The sequence below is a fragment of the Mycoplasmopsis agassizii genome, assembly GCF_002272945.1.
GTDB classification, from domain to species: Bacteria; Bacillota_I; Bacilli_A; order Mycoplasmatales; family Metamycoplasmataceae; genus Mycoplasmopsis_B; species Mycoplasmopsis_B agassizii.
Window position 1 is genome coordinate 409,628 of sequence record NZ_NQMN01000002.1, and the last position, 18,500, is coordinate 428,127.

The window sequence follows — 18,500 nt, forward strand, 5'->3', positions numbered from 1 at the left end:
GATGTTAGTGAATCCCTATGTTATTTTAAAAACTGCAAAGGACAATAATTATGGCGTAGGTTCATTTAATGTTTTAAATATTGAATTAGCAAAAGCAGTTATTGAAGCTGCAGAAAATTTAAATCAAGATGTGATGTTACAAATCACTGATAGTGCTTTGTCATGAATTGGTTTAGATTACTTTTTACCAGGATTAATTGAAGTTGCAAAAAAATCTAAAATCAAAATTGCTATTCATTATGATCACGTTTATAGCCTCGAACATTTTCAAAAAAATGTTATTCAAGGTTTTACTTCTGGAATGTATGATGGATCAAAATTAGTATTTGATGAGAATGTCAATAACTCATTAATTGCAAGAAATTTAACCACTTCTAAAAACATCTTTTTAGAATTAGAAATAGGTGTAATAGGTGGTAAAGAAGATTCAAAAATATCGCAAGAAGATCTAGCAAATGAAGAGCAAATAATTAAGTTTTATGAACTCACAAAACCAGATGCTTTAGCAGCTGCTTTTGGAACTGCACACGGAGTTTATAAAGATGAAGTAAAAATTAATTTTGATTTAATTAAAAATCTAAATCAAAAATTAGATACGTTTTTAGTACTTCATGGTTCTAGTGGATTAAGCGAAGAATTAATTAAAAAAAGTATTGCTAGTGGTATTAGCAAAGTAAATGTTGGAACTGATTTATTAATAGTTTATAATAAGGCTATTAAAGAGTATTTCAGGAATCATCCTAACGAATACGATATTAGAAAAATTAATCAATATGCAATTGATTTAGTGAAAGAAGAAGTTACAAAATATTTAATGTGATTTAAGTAATATGGAAAATGCAAAAGTAATTATGTCGGTGATCTTTTTTGTTCTAGCAGCAATTTTAGCAGTTAGTTTATTCTTTATAAATAAGACACTAAAACAACGTTATAGTGAGAACGAAAAGTCATGAAAAAAAACATTCTTAGTTTATTCTTTTTGAGCATGTTTAATATTCGCAATTGTGTTTGTAATAGCAGGTTTTGCGACTGTTTTCGGCAATAATTTCATTACCTAAAAGCTTTAAAAAAATTAAATTTTAGACAATCATCTTTTAACTAAAAATTTTAAATCCTACATTCATTTATGTAGGGTTTTTTAATAAACTTTTATGTATTAAATTTAAAAAAAGATGAAGCATATATTTTCCAAACTATGACAATTAAAAATTAAAAATAAGATAGTCAAAATTTTCAAAGGTAAAAAAATATGAACTAGATAAACACACAAATATTTTAAAAATTATGACTGCATAATTGTTTCAATATTTATTTTAATTTTTTTAATTTATGAGTGGATTAAGTTACCTAAAAAAATAAACATCTTTTTTAAAAAGATGAAAATAAAATCTTCCAAAATTTGGAAGATTAATTACTTAATAAATTTACTAATAATTAAATATATTTAATTAATCTTTTTAGTTTTTACTTTTTGAATACATTCAAATTGCTTTATCTAAAAACATTAATAATTCATCTAATAAAGGTTGTTCAGTTGGACCTCATTCATAACTTGTTGCATATTCTAAAATAGTTTTTGAATCAGTAACAACATGTTCAATAATTGTTTCTTGATCATAATTAATTTGTTTATTAGATGTAGGCATTTCTTTAATTAAAGAATTGTTAACTGCTTCACTTAAAGTTGCATTTAAGACTGCATTTTGCATTACAATTTTCTCTGCAAATTCATCAACAAATTCTAAAACCTGTTCAGCAGTTTTATCTAATTCTTCATGTATTTCAAAAAAGAATCTATCTTTAACTTGTCAATGGAAGTTTTTAATTTTTTGGTATCAAACAGTTAATGTGTAATAAAGTTTGATTAATTCATTTGTATTTTTTTTCATGTTTTGATTATAGCACACGGACATTTAATTATGTCTTTTTAGGATTATTAATTAAGTTAAGTTATTAATTTTATTTTGTCCCAAAAATTTTATATTTGATACTTATCTCAAATATAAAAATTACAAATTAAATTTTAGCAATGTTTTATTTGCTAAAATTTTAAAAGATGAAAAGTAAAAAAATGGATCTAAGTCAATATATATTTCATATCGATATGGATAGTTTTTTTGCTTCAGCAATTTCGACTGTAAGACCTGAATTAAAGGGTAAAAAAGTAGCTGTTGCAACTAATAATTTAAGAGCAATTGTAGCTGCCGCTAGTTATGAAGCAAAAGCCTGTGGAGTAAAAATTGCTAAGCCTGTTTATCAAGCAAAACATGTGTGTCCTGATGTCATTATTGTGCCACCTGATTTTGCTTTATTTAATAAACTTTCTACAGGTATATTTGAGTATTTAGCATTCACATATTCAGTGCCAATTCAGATTTATTCAATCGATGAATGTTACATGAATGTAACAAGTTTAATTTCAAAAGATATGTCTCCTAAAAAACTCGCATTGCAAATTCAAAATCAAATTTTGAGTGAATTTGATATTCCAGTTTCAATTGGTATTTCACATAATTTGTGAAATGCGAAAATGTCTTCACCATTAAATAAGCCACTTGGTATTAGTGTAACTAAACCAAGTAAAATGAAAGATATTTTATATCCTTTACCGATTGATGATTTTTTTGGAATAGGAAAATCAAGCAGTGAAAAACTTAAAAAACTAGGTATTAAAACTATTGGTGATTTTTGTACTTTTAAAGTTCACTACAATATTTTAGAAGCAATTTTTAAAGGTCGTTTTCAAGGTCTAATTGAAAACTGTCAAGGACTAAGTAGTAATTTTGTTGATGAAGATGCTAACCTTTTAAAAGGAATAGGTAATAGTGAAACTTTTGATTATGATTTAAGTAGTTATGAAGATCTAGTTCAAGAATTATCAAGAATGGTTGATAGAGCTTGAAAGCGTTTAAAAGCTAGAGCACTTTATCCTTATTCAATTTCTGTTTCACTGCGTTCACAAGAAAAAAAGTGAACTTCAAAGCAACATATCTTTAAAGAAGCAATTAATACTAAGGAATCAGCACTAAAAGAAGCAATCAAACTATTTGAAAAATTATGAAAAGAAGAAACACAAAGAGGTATAGGTGTTAGTTTTTCAAAGTTAGTTAATAAGTTTGAACAACGTGAAAATAATGTTTTATTTGAAGAATATGACGAAGAAACTAGAATGGAAAACAAGGTTAAAAAAATAGTTCAATCAGTTAATAAAAATTTCAAAAACAAAGCAGTTTTTTCAGGTCAAGAATATTTGGAAAATCAAACATTAAATAAAAAACGACAACGTTTTTTAAAGGATGACTTTTCTTATAAAAATGAATCTATAAAATAACTAATAAAATTACTCAATTGGTATGTTTGATTTTTCGACAAAATACTTATAATGGCAAGTTTTTTTGAATAAAGTTTAAAATTGTTATGTCGAACAAAAGTTAGTAGAAGTATTTGAAGATAATAATAAAACAACATTTATTATTATTCCAAGGGGCGTGATAAATATGTTATTCAAAAAAAGAAGTAGATTTTTCCTGAATTGTAATATCTAACTCGATCAGAAAGGTTGGGGTAGATATTTTTTTTATAATATCATTTAGTATGTTGTACAAACGATTAGGGATTCAAGAAAGATTTGCAATTCAAATATTTTTGAAGGATGGAAATAGTATTTCGGAAATATCTAGAAAACTAGATAAAGATAAATCTACAATATCTAGAGAAATAAAAATAAATTCAATTCACGGTGAATATGATTCTGCTAAAGCTGAACAGAAATCTAATGAAAGAAGACATAAAAATTTTCAAACATTTGATGGCAAGTATAAGGAGTTTGCTAAATATTTAATAGACAATTATAAACCTGAGACTAAAAGCATAAAAGTGGTTATTCATGATTTTAAAGATAAACAGCCAAACAAGCCTGTACCATGCTGAAAGACTGTTTACAACTGAGTTAATTCAGGTAATTGAGATATTAAAAGAGACAATCTCTTAAGAAATGAATACAAACACAGAAAAAAACCTAAAATCTCTTACTACTCAAAATTTAAACATTTATGAGTTTTACCCATATGATTAAGACCTGATTATATTAACGATAGAAGAAAATTCGGACACTGATAATTAGATTTAATTATTGGTAAAAAAGACTCAAGTAGCAAAAATTTAATGAATTTGACAGAAAGATTAAGCAGAAAATCTTTTATTATTCACGTTGATTCTAAGAAGCCACAAGAAATTAATGAAAAACTCTTAATTCTTATAAATGAAGAAAATCTGTTTGTAAAATCAATTACTGTTGATAATGGTTTAGAATTTTCAAAGCTGAATGAAGTAGCTCAAGAACTAAAAACGATGATTTATTATTGTGAGCCATATGCTTCTTTTCAAAGAGGCTCCAACGAAAATTGGAATGGATTAATTCGAAGGTTTTACAAAAAAGGTACAGATTTTAGTTTGATTTCAAAAAATGAATTACAAATAATTGAAGATAAAATAAACAGCATGCCTAGAGAAATTTTAGGATGAAAATCTAGCAACGAAGTGTATGACTATTACATGAATTTAATGAAGTAATTTAATGATGGGCAGCAAACAGTTTTTAGTTTTCTAAAGACTATTTTCATAATGCAAAATCTAAAATAATTTGTTTAAATAAGCACTGAAAACGAATTTTAAAAAGTTTTATTTGAAAATTGATGAATGTTTTAATTTAAAAAATGAAATTGATTATAATGTCATTATAAACGTCGAGTTAAATATTACAATTCATAGTTAATCTTTACACCTGTAATTCTAGCAATTAGTTGCTCATCAAAAACAATTGAAAACTTATCAGATGATGCTAGTCAAATCAAAATAGTTTCAAAAAATCATGAACATACATTTTTTAACAAGACTATTAAATATTCTCTGTTTGATAAATCAATTGCCAAAATAATGTATGAAACATTCGCAAATAATTTAGAACCACTGATTTTAAGTTCCGTATCAGAATTAGAGGACTTCATAAATAAATGAAGTCAATCAGTTATAAAAACTTTTGGCACAGAAGAAGAATCTCAAAAGAATTTTAAGGTTTCATTAAAAAGATTAATAGAAACTATTTCTTTAAATACTAAATTAGCTAGAGACACATTCAATGAAAAATACTTTGAAGATAATTTATTGATTATCGATTTTGGTAATCAAATTGAACCAAAAAGTAAAATTCAAGAACTTTCACCGAATAAAACCAGTTCATTAGATAACTTACTAGATATCTATGTAAAGGAAAATAAAATTTACATAGTTTATGATGTTGCTGAAAATTTATATAATAGCGATAAATATCAGTCCACATCTGTTATTTATTCATTAAATAAAAAAATGTTTGACTTGAAAAGTATTGATTACAAAGTTGAAAAAATAAAATATGATACTCAAAAAAGAACGCCTATTTCAGAAAGAATTCTTTCTGTTTCATCATTTATTACTCAGGATTTATCACAACATCAAAGAGGTGAAAATAGTTGAATAAGAGATTCATCTTTAGGTAATTATGGATTAAAAATTTTTAAAACAAAACAAGAATTTGATGAATTAATAAACGGTTTTGTAACTTTTTATAATAAGAAACACTCAAAAATATTTTCTGAGTCTATAAAAGCAAATATTTTAAACACATACAATTCAGATTATTTTGATAATAACTATTTACTACTTTTTTCAGCAATGAATTGAGGCGTTGAAACAGAATTGTTTAGCGATTATATAGAACATTCATATAACATAACCAAACAAGAAAACACTTTACTTTTCACATTGAACGCTTCAGGGGGATTATCAAATGATGCAATTAGATATGAAGATTTAGTTGTTTTTGAAAATAAAAGTAAGGACACAGGGATTTGACTTATAAATGCCGATGGACAGCAACACACTTTATTTTTTAAGATAGCAAGAAATGCATATGATTATAAAGAGGGATTAAAACTTAAACTCAAAATTAATAAATATTGGCGACCACGACTAAATTAAATGTTTTCTAGAATCAATTTCAAGGTGGCTCTCAAATTCATTCATCAGTAAAGCGTAAATAAACTTTTTTATTTACATTAAATTTTCATATTTAAAAATTATTTATTCGCTTTTTTTGCAATAGGTATAAGATTTTGTTGTTCATAGAAACGATAACAAACTTTTAAAATATTACTAGATGTAAAAATTACTATCAACAATTTTTTGAACTTCAAAATATAATTCTGAGAACATTATTTTGCTAGTTTATTCCTTTAATATTTATCAACCTGATTTTATAAATAAAATCTAGGTTGCTGAAAAATTTTTTTCATTCACTTGCTAATTTAAAAAGCATGAATGTAAGTTTTTAAAATATTAAGGTGGTAATAAAATATGTCATTCAATAAAAAAAGATTACTTGTTTCAACTGTATCTTTAACAACATTTGCATCCATAACTGTAGCAATTAGTTGCTCATCAATTGTTCCAGAAACTAAAACAAAAGAGCCCGAAAAAATTGAAAAGCCTGTTCCAATTCAAGTTCCTATTATTAAAAAAGAAGGTTCTGAAAAACCGATTAAAAAAGATAAATCAATTCAGGAGATTAAAATAAATTTAGATAGCAAATTATCAAATGTATATTTAAATTCAAAGAACTTGAGTTACTTAACTTTTAATAAGCAAGTTACTAAAATGCTGGTTGATCAAGAGGTTAAAAATTTACAACCACTTGTTTTAAGATCTAAAAAACAGTTAATTAGATTTTTAAATAATTGAAAAAATAGTTTATTAAATAAATTTGATACTGATGAAAAAACACAAAGAGATCTTGGTCTTTCAAAACTCAAATTAACCGAAATGTTTGATGATTTCATGAAACAAATCATCAAGCAATTTAATAGTGAGTACTTTGATAAAAATTTAATAGTAATTGACTTTGGAAATAAATATTCAGCATTAGGCCAAAAAAGTAAATACTTTTTTGATACTCAAATTATCATTAAAAACCTAGTTGATATTTATCCTTCTAATAATAAAATTATTATTACCTATGATGTAAGCGATAAAAAAGTAGATGATAATTCAGAACTATATTCAGTTTTTTATTCATTGAATAAAAAACAATTTAATTTAAGAAATGAAAATTACACTGTAGTCAAAAGAAGCTTTGATAAAAAGCGACAAACACCAATTAGTAAACGTGCATTAGAAGTCGCTTCATATATTACTCAAGATCTTTCAAGATACCCTGTTGAAAATGATTACAATAATTGAATTAGGAATAGATTATGAGAAAATTTTGCTTCAATTGTTTTGCATTCTAAAAGAGAATTTAATACTTTTGTGAATGAGTTTGCAAAGTTTTATAGAAGAAGATATAAAAAAGATTTTCCAAAATCACAAATGCAAAATATGATGGAGACATATAACGATGAATATTTTAAAGATAACAAATTAGTGCTTTTATCTGCATATGATTATGTATCTAATAACGACCTTTTTAACGATTTCATTGAAAATTCTTACGATTTAAAACTTAAGGGTAATGAACTTACTTTCACTATATTTAAAAAAGATACTCGTCCAACTAATGATGCATTAACTCCACAGGATCATGTTGTTTTTGAAAATAAAAGTAAAGATGAAGGTCAACTAATGCATCAAGCTGATGGTCGACGTCAACACACTTTATTTTTAAAACTACCAAGAAATTTAATATCTTTAAATAAAAAATTAAAAGTAATTGTTGAAGTTGAAAACCAAAACTTTTATTGAAGTAATTACTAAATAAATACATACTTTGTAGATTTTAGATTAATTTAAAGTGACATAATTTTTATAAACTTTTAGTCTTAAAATAGGAAATCCAAAAATAAATATGAGAACTTTACAAATGTTAGAAATTGAATTAAGAAATGATTTTTACATCATTTCTTTTTCAGTTTTAATAGGCTTAAATATTTTGCTTTACTTATGATTTTGATTTATTTTTTATTTAAGAAATCAAAAAAAAATTACTAATTATACAAAATTAGAAACTAGTTTTATTAATTACAATTTAAAACAAGTTTACAAAAGACATGTAATACATGTCGTATTAAAATCAAGTGCAATTGCATTTTATTTAATAGTAGGTTGAATAATTTATAACTATACTAGCCAGCATGGTTCATTTTTAAATTTAGAAGATAGAAACATGGATTTTCAAATAAAAAATATGTTATGACAAACAATTTGATTATTCTTACCAATGGCAATTGCAGTAACAATCTTTTTTATTACTTTATCATGAATTACAAGTTTCTTATTTTTAAGATCTAAAAATAAGAAATTAATTGAAGCAAAAATTGATTTTTCTTCAATTATAAAATTAGCTAATTTTGATTATCATTATGAAAATCTTTTTACTTCTAATAAGGTCGCTTATATAGCTTATTCACTATATTATTCGTTCTGAATTTTTTGATGGTTTCCTGCAGTTTTTGCAGAATGAAAAATGAAAAAAGTTCATAGAACTATTAAAGATATTTGTCATAATGGAAATCATGATCCTGAAATTAAAAGAGAAAAAATTTATGCAGAGTTATCTTATATAGTTAACTATATTTGATATCAATTTGTCTTTTTTAGAAAGTCATATAAGATGCAAAAAATTCAGGATTATCTAGGCTATGTATTTAGAGAAATTAAACATTCATGTCCTTCAATTTTGAATAAAGAAGAACAATTACAAATACCAAATTTGTAATTGAATTTTTTAGAATTGTAATATATATTCTAACTCTAAATATGTAGTTGATTTTTTTCAAATATGAAAAAACTAAAAAATCAATTTAATAGTTGTTTTCTTTAGTTATAATTAAAGTATTATGAATAAAAAGGATACAAAAATAGTAGTTAATAGACCTGCTACTAGAATTAAAAAATTATTAAGGACACACGATATGAAAGAAACAGTCGACATAGTTGAAATTGATCCTGTTACAAATAAAGCTAAATATAAATATGAAGCAGAAGGCGACCCCTTACCACCTATAGTACCTCCACCTCCTGGTCCTGGTGGAGATGATGAAGCTTTTAACAAAGAATGAGTGTTGAAGCAAATAAAATTAGAAGTAGGCAATGCTGTAACTATTTTGCGTGATGAAGGTCAACAAATGGAGAAAAGAATCGAGCAAAAGTTTGATGCCAAAATTGATCAAGTAGCAGGTGAACTTCGTTCTGAGATGAAAGATGGCAACGAACAAATTCGTTCCGAAATGAATCAAAAGTTCGATGAATCGAAAGTTGAAAGACAACAAATGGAAAGAAGAATAGAACAAAGACTTGATAAAGTTGAAAAACAAAATAAAGAGACAAATGAAAAGCTAGAAGAAATTTTAGAATTGCTTAAGAAGAAGGATAAATAAAAACTATTAACCTTATCTAGGTTGGTTTGTTATAAAAAACAAGATGCAAACCTTCAAAAAAATCCATAAAAAAACAAAACGTATTTAATAATTTTAACAACTATAAAACAGAATTTGATCCCCCACATTAGTGTTAAAGCTATCATTTAGTACGCCCCATTGCGGTGATAGAAGTTGCTAAAGACATAAGATCTGAGATAGAGTTTTATAAGACTAGCTAACTAGTATGTTCTCAAGTGTTGGAATGGGCTGTCACAAAAGCGGCAGAGAAAAAGAGCCTTTTCATGGCTCTTTTTTATTGCTAAAAACCAACTCTATTTTTACTCTAACTAGAGCAAAAATATTTAGATTATTTTTAAAAAAATAATGTACAATTTTAAAACAATCGTCTATAAAATGCTTAAACAAAAAATTAATACTAGGAGGCAATAATGGCTATAGTACCAAAGCGTAAAACGTCAAAACAAAGACGTAACAAACGTAGAACTCATGACAGTTTAACTGCAGTTACTACAACAACTTGTTCACATTGTTCAAAACAAACCATTCCTCATCATGCATGTACATCATGTGGTTGATATAAAGGTCGACAAGTAGTTGACGTTAAAAACAGCTAATTAATAATCAAATTGCAACTTTAAAGGTTGCAATTTTTTATTGCTTTTCTACGAAAGCAATAAAAAATGAGATCCTAAAACCTCATTTTTAAGTTTAGTTTTACTAATTAAAACTAGTAGTTAAGTCCTAAAGCACTTAAAATTGGTGAAATCACAAAGTTAAATGGTTTATTTAAGTGTGGTAAGAAGTAGTAATCCATTAGAGCAAGGTCTAATAAGGTCATTTCTTTTTGGGCTGCTAGAGCAAATAAGTAAGCAACCTCTGTATGCACATGTTTACCTCATGAACCTACTTGAGCACCTAAAACTCTTAATGTTCCTTCTTCATAAACAACTTTAATTCCAACTTTGTCATAATCTTGCATAAATTCAGGGCGGTCATTATCAACAAAGAAAGGTGTTTCTTTAGCTTTTAATCCTAAAGATTTAGCACTTTCTAGAGTGAATCCTGTTGAAGCATAGTGGCAACCGAAGACTGAGATTGCATTTGTACCTGCTACACCTGGGAATTTAAGTGGACTACCTGCAACTGACATCGCTGCTACAACACCTGTTTTAACAGCGTTAGTTGCTAAAGCAACGTGCATGTGGTCTTTTAAAACTGTATGGTAAGTTGCTGCTGAATCACCAATTGCGTAGAAATCTTCAACTGGTTTTCCATTTTTCATAACATGTTGGAACTCATCAACTTTTAAAGCACCATTAGGTACTTTGTCAAAGTCTAACATGTCTGTATTTGGTTTGAATCCAACTGACATAATTACTAAGTCAACATCATAACTACCTTTGTCAGTTACAACTGCTGAAACTTTTTTACCATCTTTTGAAGTGAATTTAACTAATTTTTCACCTAGGTGTAATTTAACACCGTGGTCAGCCATTCCTTTTTCCATTAAGTCTGTAAACTCTTTGTCAAAGTAACGGTTAATAACACGTGTACCTAAGTCAATTAAGTGAACTTCTTTACCGTATTTATTAAACGCTTCAGCAAGTTCAACTCCGATGTAACCAGCACCAATAACTGCTACTGATTTAACTGTTGAGCTTTCTGCTTGTTTTTTGATTTCTTGAGCGTGTTGGAAGGTTTTTGAAATGATGATGTTTTCTAAATCAATTCCTTCAAATTTTGGAAGAATTGGTCAAGTTCCTGCTGCAAAAACGATTTTGTCGTATTTTTCAACAAATTCTTCACCAGTTTCTAGGTTTTTAACTGTCACTTCTTTTTTAGAGTGATCAACTTTTGTAACATCATGTAGGATGTTTACATCACATCCAATACCTGATAATTTATCAGGTGAAGAGTAAAATAAACCATCTGGTTCTTTAAATTCTCCACCTACTCATAAAGCAATCCCACAACCTAAAAAGCTTGTGTTATTGTTTCTATCAAAAATTTTTAATTCAGCCTTTTGATCTAGCTGTCTCAGGGTTCTAGCAAAAGAAGTTCCTGCGTGGTTTGCACCGACTAAAACTATTTTCATAATACTCCTATTGTAATATTTACTTTTAACTATTATTTTATAATTTTTAATAGTTAACTATATTTTACCACAATAACAAAGCAGGTAATTTTAATAAAGTGAAATGTGAAAAAAAACTGAAAAATTTTTTCATATTTAGGCTCAGACTATTTCAGATTAAGTTATATAATTTCATTATGTTTGATTTACTAAATAACTTAAAGGAAACTCCTTATTTAATTGATCCTAAAAAACAGGATGGTAAAAAGGTCAAGTTTTTAATGCCACAAATAAAAAGAGAAGATTTAGCTAAATATCCTGAAAAAATTGTTGAAACTTGAGGAATTGATTTTGCTCATGGAGGTTATGCTGAAGAGCGCAAATTTTACTTTGGAGAAGGTCAAAATACAGTCTTTACACATGCAGGAGTTGACTTATTTTTTGATCCCGAATTAGATATTTATGCACCTTTTGATTGTGAAATAATTTCAGTGCACTGATCAATGATCGTACCTTATAAACCTAATCAAGGTTCAGGTGGAATCATCACTTTGAAAATTGAAAAGGAAGAACTATTTAAATTTTATAAACGAGAATATGTCAATAAAATTATGAAGGATGATGAGTTTTTAATCATGCATTTAATTCATCTGGATCCATCAGTAATTTTCAATGTAAACGGTTATCAATATGAAGAAATTCAAATTGAAGATAAACTATTTTGACTACCTAAAAACTTTAAAGAAAAGAAAGTAACTGCAGGATCAGTTATTGCTAAGTTAGGTAAAGAAAGAGAAAACGGTGGATGAAGACAGCATCTGCATATTGAAACTAGAATAGTTAATTCATACGATAAATATCAAGACTTAGAGTCATTAAAATCTGAAACTTCTTTTTTGAATTCTGTAGGTGTAATCAATGGTGACTCTGAAGAATTTAGAACTAATTTAAAAATTAATAAATTAGTTTCACCTTATCTATTTTTTAATTTTGATGAAAATTCAAAAATAGAAAACATGACAATTAAACCTTATGGAAAAAAGTAAATTCTAGTTTAATAAATAAAAAATAATTAAAAAAGAGACTTTTCAAATTTACTTGAAGTCTCTTTTTAGTTGATCTATTTTTTAACTAAATCATTTATAAAGTTAGGATTTTCATTAATGCCGTTTGGTACTTCATCTACATGAACAAACTCAAAATTATTTGCAACTTTTTCAACTGGGTAGCGATCAGAAGTTTTATCTTTGAATGTAAATTCAATGTTTATTTTATTATTAATTAGTTTAACTGAAGTAACGGAAACAGTAGATTTAAAATCAATATCAGAAAAAGTTAGGTGTTCAAAAACTGAAATTGTATTTTCCTTGTGAGAAGTTAATTCATCATATAGTTCTTGAATATTTTTATGAGTACTTTTAATAATTAAAGAATCACCACTTAAATTATTTATAAATTCAATGTCAGCTAAAACTCTTGAACTTGAAACAAGTTCATATGAAGGGTTATAGTTATGAACATGACCACCATGATATGAATCAAAATCATCTTTATCATCCTTTGGTTTTCCATTAACTGGTGCTTCAGGTAGACCTGCTCTAGGGTCATCTTGAGAGCAAGAAACAGCTGCAAATGTAACTGCAGCAAAACTAAGTGGTAAAAGTCAGTATAATAGTTTCTTTAATTTCATGCAAATATTTTAAACCATTATTATTAAAAAATGCTTAATCTAAAAATTTCTTTTATTTTTACTTTCACGTACTTCTAAAAGGATTTTTACATAGTTTTCATATCTTCATAAGGGAATATTTTGCTTACTAATTTCTTGTTTAACTGAGCAAATTTTTTCATCTTCTTCATAATGCTGACAAGTTCTAAACTTACATTTATATTCAAAATTTTTATAAAATTTAAAAGTTCTTGCTAGTTCAAGTGGATCAAAATCTATTTCAAAACTACTAAAACCTGGTGCATCAACTAATTGTCCATTCAAAAAATCAATCATGCGAACAACACGAGTTGAATGAATTCCACGACCTAATGATTTAGAAATTTTTTGTGTCAAAAAATCATTATCTGAAATTAAATTTAAGAAGGTAGTTTTACCTACACCAGTTTGCCCCATTAGAACGTTTACTTTATTATCAAAAAGATTTGAGATACCTTTATACTCTTCTAAATTTTGCATGCTAATTAAATATGTATCTTGATTTTTTAAATAAAAATCTACTTTAAAATTATTTCCATCATACAAATCTTTTTTAGTCAATAAAATTGTAATTTGTGAATTTAGATGATAAACTTTAGCTAAAAATTTATCTAATAAAAAAGATGAAAAATCAGGTTCTTTTAAAGACATAACAATTATAACTTGATCAATATTTGCGACCTTGGGTCTAATCATTTCATTTTTTCGTTCAAGTATTTTTATTAAAAATTCATTTTCAAAAATTACTTCATCACCAACTAAGGGAGTTAAATTATTGTGTCTTAATTTACCAGCACCACGTACTCGGTAAATTTTATCTCCACTTTTTATGTCGTAATAACCAGCTAAAATTTGATATACCTTACCTTGCACAAAAACCCCTAAAATAGGCACTTTTAGACACTTTTTTGAATTTAATTTTTAACCAGTTTTTAATCATATTATTGCTTTATATTTTAACTGCAAAATTGTTAATTTGAATTTTAAATTTAAAAAAATGAAAACCTTTTTAGGTTTTCAAATTCTCTATTTTTTTGATTTAAATAATCTTCCAAAAAAGTTTTTATTTTTATTATCATCTGAACCATGATGTCCATTTGGATTTTGTGAGTTGATAAAACTGTCAACACTAGTAATAAAATCTTTCATCGAAGTATAACGTTGTTCAGGTTTTTTAGCTGTGGCTCTTGCTAAAATATTTTTAATTGCATCAGGAATTTCTGCATGGATTTTTCTAACATCAGGCAGAGGTTGATCACGATGTGCTTGAGCAATTTTTAGCATATCACTTCCTGTATAAGGAGTTTTCCCAATTAGCATTTCATAGAATAAAATTCCTAAAGCATAAATGTCACTTGAAACTGAAGGTGGTTGTTTTGATAATAATTCAGGAGCAATATAATGAACTGAAGCAATGATTTTCCCTTCACTAGTAAAGCGCTCTGCTTCTTCAGTTAGAGCAATTCCAAAGTCAACAATTTTTACATTATTAGTTCCGTTTTGAACCATGATGTTTGTGCTCTTAATATCTCTATGAATAATTCCGTTTCCATGAATTTCATGAAAACCTCTTGCTAAGTCAGAAATCATTTTAGCTGCTAAATTGTAGTGCAGATAGCCACCTTGTTTTGTAATGAAATCTTTTAAAGGAACGCCATCAACATATTCCATCATCATTCAAGGAACAGGTGCACCACTTTGAACACCACCTATAAAACGAGCTACATATGGAGAACTTACTCTAGAATAAATTTTCATTTCTTGAATAAAACGATTTTTTCTAGCGGGTTCAGAATTTTCCATTTTTAATTCTTTAATTGCATAGTATTTATTATCAGTAGGATCTTGAACAAGATAAACTGTTGCCATTCCACCTTCGCCAATTTTCTTAATTGTCTTATACTTACTAAATTGTTTCATTGTTGTGCTCATATTATTTTACCTCTACTATTAAGACAGTTAAGTTGTCTGTACTTTTTCCTAAAATGGCTTTTTTAATTAATTCTTTTGATTTAACTTCAAGTGAACTATTGCTTGCAATAACTTGTTCAAACATTGGTTTTTGAATGTAATCATGGACACCATCGCTTGTTAAAATCAAGGCTTTAACCTTGCTATCTTCATTGATTTCAAAAACTTCTAAATTAGTTTTTTTCTGTGGACCTAAGGCTGAAGTTAATGCTGTTGCTGATAAAATTTTAGCAGCTTCTTCAGGTTTCATTTTTTCATTTCTAATGTAGTAATTCATTAAATTGTGGTCAATTGAAACTTGGTGCAATAGTCCGTTATAAACATAGGCACGTGAATCTCCAACATTAAAAATAAAGATTTTTCGGCTGTTGATGAAAAATAAGGCAGCGACTACAGTTGTTCCCATATCGATTTTTTCAACTGAATTTCCAGCCTCAATAATCATTCTTTCACGAGCCGCTCTTAAACCTCTTTCAAACCAGTTGTAAAGGTTTTCGCTTTCTCTAGGTGGTTGGTTTTCAAAGTGATTTTTGAAAACATCAATTGTAATTGAACTAGCAATTGAGCCACCGTAATGTCCACCCATTCCATCACATAAAATGGCAAGGGCTACATTACCTTTTTCAAAGTAGTCGGCACGGTCTTGGTTTTCTGCACGTACAACTCCGACATCAGTGTGTTTGTAAAAATTCATCTTACTTCTCCGCTTCTTTTTTAATTATGTCAGCAATTTCTTTTGCTGCTCTTTCGGCATCATCATTAACAACTGTAAAACGATACTTATCAATTTCTTTAAGTTCGTCTTCAGCTTTTTTTAATCTGATTTTGATGCTTTCTTCATCTTCTGATTTACGGTTTAAAATCCGTTGTCTTAGTTCATCAATTGAAGGTGGTTTTAGGAATATACTTAAGTAGTCAAAATCTCATTTAGGATTTTTCTCTCTCATATTCATTATAAATTTTACACCTTCAGTTTCAATTTCTAAAAAAGGTATTTTATTGGCTTGGTGAATGCGATCGATCTCGCTTCATAGTGTTCCATAGTAGTTTCCTAGATGATGATCGTATTCTAGAAACTGATCTGTTTTTATGCCTTCTTCAAATTGTTTTTTATCGATAAAGAAATAGTGTTTGCCTTCAATTTCGCCAACACGCTTTTTCCTTGTTGTTGCAGAAATTGAGAACTCTAAATTAAGTGACTTATCTTTAAACAAAATCTCTTCGACAGTACCCTTTCCAGTGCCACTTGGTCCAACGAAGATTACAATTTTTTTCTTTATCATAAATATTTAATCAATATTATAACAAATTTAAAAATTTCTGAATGACAATAAAAAACAATTAAAAAAGCCAAATTTATTGCTAAATCTATGCAAATTTTTGCAGAAATTTTTCATAATAAAATTCTTAATAAATAAACAAAACACCCTGAAATAGGGCGTTTTTAGCAGTCTTTATTGATAATTAAGAAACAACTTCTGCTTCAACAGCATCATCATCTTTTGAAGATTCTGATGATTGTTTTTTAGCATTGTTTTGCGCAGTTTGCTGAGCGAACTCGTGTGCTGCTTTTTCAATTTGTTCTAACTTAGTTTTCAGTTCTTCGTATTTTTCTTCTTTTAATAAGTCACGAATTTCTTGAACTTGTTTTTCAGTTTCTTCTTTAAGTTTTGGATCAACGTTTTCGCCTTGTTCTTTAATTGATTTTTCTAGTTGGTCAATTAAACTTTCACTACGAACAGTGATATCAACTTGTTCTTTACGTTTTTTATCAGCTTCACGGTTTTCTTCAGCTTCTTTAACCATGCGTTGAATTTCTTCTTCACTTAGTTTTGTTGAATTTGTAATTACAATTTCAGTTTCTTTATTTGTCTTTTTATCTTTAGCTTTAACAGTTGTAATTCCGTTAACATCGATTGAGAAAGAAACTTCAATTTGAGGTAAACCACGAGGCGCTGGTTCAATTCCTGATAAGTTAAATTGTCCTAAAGATTTATTATCTGAAGCCATTGATCTTTCACCTTGAACAATATTAATTGTTACTTCAGTTTGATTATCTGCTGCAGTTGAAAAGATTTGAGACTTTGTAACTGGAATAGTTGTATTACGAGGGATTAAAGGAGTAGCCACACCACCCATTGTTTCAATTCCTAATGTTAAAGGTGTAACATCTAATAATAAAACATCATCAATTTCACCTGCAAGAACTCCACCTTGAATAGCTGCACCGATCGCTACAACTTCATCAGGGTTAATTGAACGGTTAGGTTTTTTACCTAATACGTGTTCTACCATAGTTTGCACTGCAGGAATACGTGTTGAGCCACCAACTAATAAAACTTCATCTAAATCTGATGGTTTTAATTTTGCTTCAGTTAAGGCATCTTCAATCGGTTTTCTAGTTCGATCTACTAAATGTTGTGTCATTTTTTCAAATTCACTACGTTTTAGTTCTAAATCAACGTTAATAGGCCCATTTGGTCCAATTGCTAAGAAAGGTAAATTAATTTGAGCAACGTTTTGACTTGATAGATCAATTTTTGTTTTTTCAGCTGCTTCTTTTAAACGAGCAAGCACCATTTTGTCGTTATTAACGTCAAATTGGTATTCTTCTTTAATTCTTTTGATTAATCAATCAACAACAACTAAGTCTCAATCATCTCCACCTAAGTGGTTATCTCCTGCTGTAGAAAGAACTTCAAAAGTACCGTTTTCTAAGTCAAGAATTGAAACGTCAAAAGTTCCACCCCCTAAGTCATAAACTAGAACTTTTTGTTCTTTATCAGTTTTATCAATTCCAAATGCTAAAGCAGCAGCAGTAGGTTCATTAATAATACGAGCAACTTCTAAACCAGCAATTTGTCCTGCAATTTTAGTTGCTTCACGTTGTGCATTATCAAAATATGCAGGTACTGTAATAACAGCTTTTTTAACTTTGTGTCCAATTTTCTTTTCAGCATATTCTTTTAAATATCCTAAAATTAAAGCTGAAATTTCTTCAGGTTTATAGTCTTTACCATTTGCTTTGACAGTTTTTGAACTACCCATTAATCTTTTAATTGATGAGATAGCTTCAGGGTTAGTTTCTAGTTGTCTTTTAGCAACTTCACCAACGATGGTTTCTCCGTTTTTAAAAGCAACAACTGATGGGGTTGTTCTTTTTCCATTTAAGTTTTCAAGAACTTTAAATTCTTTGTTTTCAATAATTGAAACAACACTATTTGTTGTCCCTAAATCGATTCCTAAAATTATTTCTTTTGCCATATAAACTCCTTGTTAATAATAGTTTTTGATTATCTTAATAATTCTATTTTAGCACTTAATGCATGAGAGTGCT

At 27.7% G+C, this 18,500-nt stretch carries 20 protein-coding genes; 11 read left to right on the forward strand and 9 right to left on the reverse strand.

Features of this window, described 5'->3' with window-relative positions:
* Position 1: 1 nt before the first annotated feature.
* The gene (locus tag CJF60_RS04250; protein ID WP_084232182.1) at positions 2–829 is read left to right on the forward strand and encodes a class II fructose-bisphosphate aldolase; all 828 of its coding nucleotides are present in this window, start codon (positions 2–4) and stop codon (positions 827–829) included.
* 1 nt (position 830) lies between these two features.
* Positions 831–1,058, forward strand: coding sequence for a hypothetical protein (locus CJF60_RS04255; RefSeq protein WP_084232181.1), 228 nt, complete (start codon positions 831–833; stop codon positions 1,056–1,058).
* A 399-nt stretch (positions 1,059–1,457) separates the two neighbouring features.
* On the opposite strand, the gene CJF60_RS04260 is transcribed toward CJF60_RS04255, so the two are convergent.
* Positions 1,458–1,889: a ferritin-like domain-containing protein gene (locus CJF60_RS04260; RefSeq protein ID WP_084232180.1), complete on the reverse strand. Its 432-nt coding sequence runs from the start codon at positions 1,887–1,889 to the stop codon at positions 1,458–1,460.
* Between the two features lie 167 nt (positions 1,890–2,056).
* Between CJF60_RS04260 and CJF60_RS04265 the strand changes: the two genes are divergently transcribed.
* From CJF60_RS04265 to CJF60_RS04275, 3 genes are all read left to right on the forward strand, one after another.
* Complete coding sequence (locus CJF60_RS04265) at positions 2,057–3,331, forward strand: Y-family DNA polymerase (protein WP_084232179.1); 1,275 nt, start codon at positions 2,057–2,059, stop codon at positions 3,329–3,331.
* A 263-nt stretch (positions 3,332–3,594) separates the two neighbouring features.
* Entirely contained in the window at positions 3,595–4,119 is a 525-nt protein-coding gene (locus CJF60_RS04270) for a helix-turn-helix domain-containing protein (RefSeq protein WP_084232178.1), read from the forward strand.
* Between the two features lie 12 nt (positions 4,120–4,131).
* Entirely contained in the window at positions 4,132–4,572 is a 441-nt protein-coding gene (locus CJF60_RS04275) for an IS30 family transposase (protein ID WP_268875544.1), read from the forward strand.
* 185 nt (positions 4,573–4,757) lie between these two features.
* Here the strand turns inward: CJF60_RS04275 and CJF60_RS05245 are convergent, their stop codons facing one another.
* Positions 4,758–4,931: a hypothetical protein gene (locus tag CJF60_RS05245; protein WP_159444201.1), complete on the reverse strand. Its 174-nt coding sequence runs from the start codon at positions 4,929–4,931 to the stop codon at positions 4,758–4,760.
* Positions 4,932–4,935: 4 nt separating this feature from the next.
* On the opposite strand from CJF60_RS05245, the gene CJF60_RS04280 reads away from it, so the two are divergent.
* The 5 genes from CJF60_RS04280 (at position 4,936) to rpmF (ending at position 10,024) form a co-directional block, all read left to right on the forward strand.
* The gene (locus CJF60_RS04280) at positions 4,936–6,015 is read left to right on the forward strand and encodes a hypothetical protein (protein WP_084232176.1); all 1,080 of its coding nucleotides are present in this window, start codon (positions 4,936–4,938) and stop codon (positions 6,013–6,015) included.
* A gap of 375 nt (positions 6,016–6,390) precedes the next feature.
* On the forward strand, positions 6,391–7,785 hold the full coding sequence (locus CJF60_RS04285; RefSeq protein ID WP_084232175.1) for a hypothetical protein: 1,395 nt from the start codon (positions 6,391–6,393) through the stop codon (positions 7,783–7,785).
* 91 nt (positions 7,786–7,876) lie between these two features.
* A complete protein-coding gene (locus tag CJF60_RS04290) occupies positions 7,877–8,746 on the forward strand; it encodes a hypothetical protein (RefSeq protein ID WP_084232174.1) in 870 nt (289 codons plus the stop codon).
* Between the two features lie 121 nt (positions 8,747–8,867).
* Positions 8,868–9,407: a hypothetical protein gene (locus tag CJF60_RS04295; RefSeq protein WP_084232173.1), complete on the forward strand. Its 540-nt coding sequence runs from the start codon at positions 8,868–8,870 to the stop codon at positions 9,405–9,407.
* A 431-nt stretch (positions 9,408–9,838) separates the two neighbouring features.
* Entirely contained in the window at positions 9,839–10,024 is a 186-nt protein-coding gene (rpmF, locus tag CJF60_RS04300; protein ID WP_084232172.1) for a 50S ribosomal protein L32, read from the forward strand.
* Positions 10,025–10,137: 113 nt separating this feature from the next.
* Here the strand turns inward: rpmF and CJF60_RS04305 are convergent, their stop codons facing one another.
* Positions 10,138–11,505, reverse strand: a complete 1,368-nt coding sequence (locus CJF60_RS04305) for an FAD-dependent oxidoreductase (RefSeq protein WP_084232171.1) — start codon at positions 11,503–11,505, stop codon at positions 10,138–10,140.
* Between the two features lie 176 nt (positions 11,506–11,681).
* Between CJF60_RS04305 and CJF60_RS04310 the strand changes: the two genes are divergently transcribed.
* Positions 11,682–12,530, forward strand: a complete 849-nt coding sequence (locus CJF60_RS04310) for a hypothetical protein (protein WP_084232170.1) — start codon at positions 11,682–11,684, stop codon at positions 12,528–12,530.
* A 74-nt stretch (positions 12,531–12,604) separates the two neighbouring features.
* On the opposite strand, the gene CJF60_RS04315 is transcribed toward CJF60_RS04310, so the two are convergent.
* The 6 genes from CJF60_RS04315 to dnaK form a co-directional block, all read right to left on the reverse strand.
* Positions 12,605–13,174 carry a hypothetical protein gene (locus CJF60_RS04315; RefSeq protein WP_084232169.1) on the reverse strand — a complete coding sequence of 190 codons (570 nt, stop codon included), beginning with the start codon at positions 13,172–13,174 and terminating at the stop codon, positions 12,605–12,607.
* Between the two features lie 39 nt (positions 13,175–13,213).
* Positions 13,214–14,086, reverse strand: a complete 873-nt coding sequence (rsgA, locus tag CJF60_RS04320; RefSeq protein ID WP_234805274.1) for a ribosome small subunit-dependent GTPase A — start codon at positions 14,084–14,086, stop codon at positions 13,214–13,216.
* A gap of 132 nt (positions 14,087–14,218) precedes the next feature.
* On the reverse strand, positions 14,219–15,124 hold the full coding sequence (locus CJF60_RS04325) for a serine/threonine-protein kinase (protein WP_084232168.1): 906 nt from the start codon (positions 15,122–15,124) through the stop codon (positions 14,219–14,221).
* Position 15,125: 1 nt separating this feature from the next.
* Positions 15,126–15,857 carry a PP2C family protein-serine/threonine phosphatase gene (locus tag CJF60_RS04330; RefSeq protein ID WP_084232167.1) on the reverse strand — a complete coding sequence of 244 codons (732 nt, stop codon included), beginning with the start codon at positions 15,855–15,857 and terminating at the stop codon, positions 15,126–15,128.
* A gap of 1 nt (position 15,858) precedes the next feature.
* Positions 15,859–16,446 carry a guanylate kinase gene (gmk, locus tag CJF60_RS04335; RefSeq protein WP_084232166.1) on the reverse strand — a complete coding sequence of 196 codons (588 nt, stop codon included), beginning with the start codon at positions 16,444–16,446 and terminating at the stop codon, positions 15,859–15,861.
* A 181-nt stretch (positions 16,447–16,627) separates the two neighbouring features.
* Positions 16,628–18,427 (reverse strand): molecular chaperone DnaK, encoded by a 1,800-nt coding sequence (dnaK, locus tag CJF60_RS04340; protein ID WP_084232165.1) that lies wholly within the window; start codon positions 18,425–18,427, stop codon positions 16,628–16,630.
* Positions 18,428–18,500 lie beyond the last annotated feature (73 nt).